General features: G+C 57.3%; 3 protein-coding genes. 1 reads left to right on the top strand and 2 read right to left on the bottom strand.

The window, feature by feature from the left end; translation table 11 throughout:
- On the bottom strand, positions 1-929 hold a 929-nt coding region (locus tag M0974_RS28735; protein ID WP_297845077.1), incomplete at its 3' end, for an ABC transporter ATP-binding protein.
- Between the two features lie 133 nt (positions 930-1,062).
- Positions 1,063-1,686: a glutathione S-transferase gene (locus M0974_RS28740; RefSeq protein WP_297845081.1), complete on the bottom strand. Its 624-nt coding sequence runs from the start codon at positions 1,684-1,686 to the stop codon at positions 1,063-1,065.
- A 269-nt stretch (positions 1,687-1,955) separates the two neighbouring features.
- On the opposite strand from M0974_RS28740, the gene M0974_RS28745 reads away from it, so the two are divergent.
- A partial coding sequence (locus M0974_RS28745; protein ID WP_297845080.1) for an acyl-CoA dehydrogenase occupies positions 1,956-3,348 on the top strand: 1,393 nt, incomplete at its 3' end.

A 3,348-nucleotide genomic window follows, 5' to 3' on the forward strand; every position in this document is an offset into this window, starting at 1 on the left:
ATGGCTACCTTCGCCAGGTTTTTTTCTACCAGAGACACAAACAGCTCCTCAAGGCGATTGGTCTTGTTGCGCAGGCTCACCACTTCGATCTTCTGCAGGGCCAGCTGACCAAACAAGGCGGTGATACCGATGGTTTTATCCACCTGCACTTCCAGGGTATGGCTATCGACCAACTTGGTCGGGTAACCGATCAAGGTTGGCGCCACTTGGTATGAGTCCTTCAGGTCAAGCAAAAAGGTCTCGACGTGCAGCGTGTTCAGCAACTGCTTCATGCCCATGTTTTGCACGATGGTGCCATGGTCAATGATGCCGATATTGCGACACAGCTGCTCAGCCTCTTCCAGGTAATGCGTGGTGAGGATGATGGTGATGCCTTTCTCGTTGAGTTCGGTGAGGAAGGTCCACATCGAGCGGCGCAGTTCGATGTCCACGCCCGCAGTCGGTTCGTCGAGAATCAACAAGCGTGGCTCGTGAATCAACGCACGGGCGATCATCAGACGACGCTTCATACCGCCAGACAGTGCGCGCGATGGCACGTCTTTTTTGTCCCACAGCCCCAACTGAGTCAGGTACTGCTCGGCGCGTTCTTTGGCGATCTTCGGCGGAATTCCGTAGTAACCGGCTTGGGTCACGACGATGTCGAAGGTCTTTTCGAACTGATTGAAGTTGAACTCTTGCGGCACTACGCCAATGCAGCGCTTGAGTGCGGCCGGTTCACGGTCGAGGTCGTGACCGAAGATATTCACTGTTCCGCTGGTTTTGTTCACCAGGGTCGAGATGATACCGATGGTCGTGGATTTGCCGGCGCCGTTGGGGCCGAGCAAGGCATAAAAGTCACCTTCAGCGACATCCAGTTCGATACCGTTCAGGGCCTGGAAACCGTTGCCGTAGGTTTTGGTTAGCTGCCGGATGGACAGAGCGGAACTCATAGCTGGAATACGCACCAAGAAGGAAGGGAGAAGGAATAAATAAGCGCGAACACAATTGATTACAACTGCGGCGTGCCGGCAATGGTGCTTGGCAACGCCGCGCAAGTACAGCCCCGCGTGTTGATAGTTACTATTAACTCAACGTGCTCATCACTGCATTACGGTACGCGGGACGCTGCTTTAAGCGCTCGTACCAGGCTTGGAGATGGGGCAGCGGTGGACGTTCAATGGGCATTTCAAACCAGGCATAAATAAAACTGCCCAAGGGAATGTCGCCCATGCCAAATGCATCACCAGATAGATACGGCTGTTCGGCCAACGCGGTGTCGGCCACCTTAAGTATGTCTACGCAGACCCGGGTAGCGGCCTCGATTTTCACCCAATCACGCTGCTCGGCCGGGGTGCGTACGACGCCCCAAAACAAAGGTTTAAAGGGTTCGGCAAGTGACGACGTCGCCCAGTCCATCCATTTATCCGCGTTGGCTCGCGCAGCAAGATTTTCCGGGTACAGCGCAGAATTCGGCGCATAACGTGCAGCCAAGTAACGCACGATGGCATTGGATTCCCACAGTACCAGACCCTCATCCTCGATCATCGGAACGCGACCGTTTGGATTCATCGCCCGGTATTCAGGCCCGTCAACCAGACCAAACGCGCCGCCGGCATCGATCGCTTCATACGGCACCGCTACTTCCTGCGCACACCACAGCGCCTTACGGACGTTGGTAGAATTTTTTCGGCCCCAAATCTTCAGCATTGCCAATGTCCCCAATTGATCGGTGATGAATACGTCGCGCATTAGTCTACCCTCAGGCGCTTTGGAATCCAGCCACAAGAAGCGCCCTACCGAACTCCAGCAGCGGCCAGTGGTCACTATCGATACTCGGATTTGAAGCAGAAATCCCCGACACGGTTAGCCATTATTTCCCACCTACCGATGCGCTCGCTGTTTGATGCCCTCTTCACCTGAGGCCGACTAAGCTCTTGCTGGCGGGTTGTCGCCGCGGTCATTACGGAGAATTATTTATGCTGTTGCTGTGGATTGTGGTTTTGCTGGTCGGCGTCGCCTACCTCGCTCACCGACGCATTGCGCCCCTACCCGCTTTGGGCGTGGTGGCCGTGTATTTGCTGGCGATGGGCAGTTTGAGCCATGCCCATGGTTGGCTGATGACGATTCTCTGGGTGCTGTGGCTGGCAGTCTTGTTGCCGCTGGTGCTGCCAGACCTGCGGCGCAAGTATTTCACCGCACCGATGTTCTCCTGGTTCAAAAAAACCCTGCCGCCAATGTCAAAAACCGAGCGCGACGCCATCGACGCCGGGACCGTCTGGTGGGACGGCGAATTGTTCAGTGGTCGTCCTGACTGGAACAAGCTGCTCGCGTACCCCAAGGTGCAGTTCACCGACGAAGAACAAGCCTTCATTGATGGCCCCACCGAAGAGCTGTGCGCGATGGTCACCGACTGGCAGATCGGCCAAGCCATGGACCTGCCGCCCCAAGCCTGGGAACACATCAAGCAGCACGGCTTTTTTGCCCTGATCATTCCCAAGGAATACGGTGGCAAAGGCTTCTCGGCCTACGCGCACTCGCAAATCGCGATGAAGCTGGCAACCCGTAGCGGCGACTTGGCGTCCACGGTCATGGTCCCCAACTCCCTCGGCCCCGCCGAACTGCTGCTGCATTACGGCACCGATGAACAACGTAACCACTACCTGCCGCGCCTGGCCCGTGGCGACGACATCCCGTGTTTTGCCCTGACTGGCCCGCTGGCCGGTTCCGATGCGGGCGCCATGCCGGACACCGGGATCATCTGCAAAGGCCAATGGAACGGTGAAGAAGTCATCGGCCTGCGCCTGAATTGGGAAAAACGCTACATCACCCTCGGCCCGATCGCGACGCTGTTGGGTCTGGCCTTCAAGGCGTTCGACCCGCAACACTTGCTCGGTGAAGAGGAGGACTTGGGCATCAGCCTGGCGCTGATCCCGACTGACACCCCCGGCGTCGAAATCGGCCGGCGTCACTTACCACTGGGTGCGGCGTTCATGAACGGCCCTAACTCCGGCAAGGACGTATTTATTCCGCTGGAGTTCTTGATCGGCGGCCAAGAGATGCTCGGCAAGGGCTGGATGATGCTGATGAACTGCCTGTCCGTTGGGCGTTCGATTTCGCTGCCAGCAGTGGGTACCGGTGCGGCCAAGTTCACCAGTTTGGTGACCGGGCAATACGCAACGGTTCGCGAACAATTCAATGTGCCGCTTTCAGCCTTCGAAGGTATTCAGGAAGCCATGGCCCGCATCGGCGGCAATGCCTGGCTGATGGACAGCGCACGGATGCTCACGGCCAACGCAGTCGACCTGGGGGAAAAACCCTCGGTGCTGTCGGCGATTCTCAAATATCACCTGACCGAGCGCGGCCGCGAAT

It is taken from the genome of Pseudomonas sp. (genome assembly GCF_026224925.1).
Taxonomy (GTDB): domain Bacteria; phylum Pseudomonadota; class Gammaproteobacteria; order Pseudomonadales; family Pseudomonadaceae; genus Aquipseudomonas.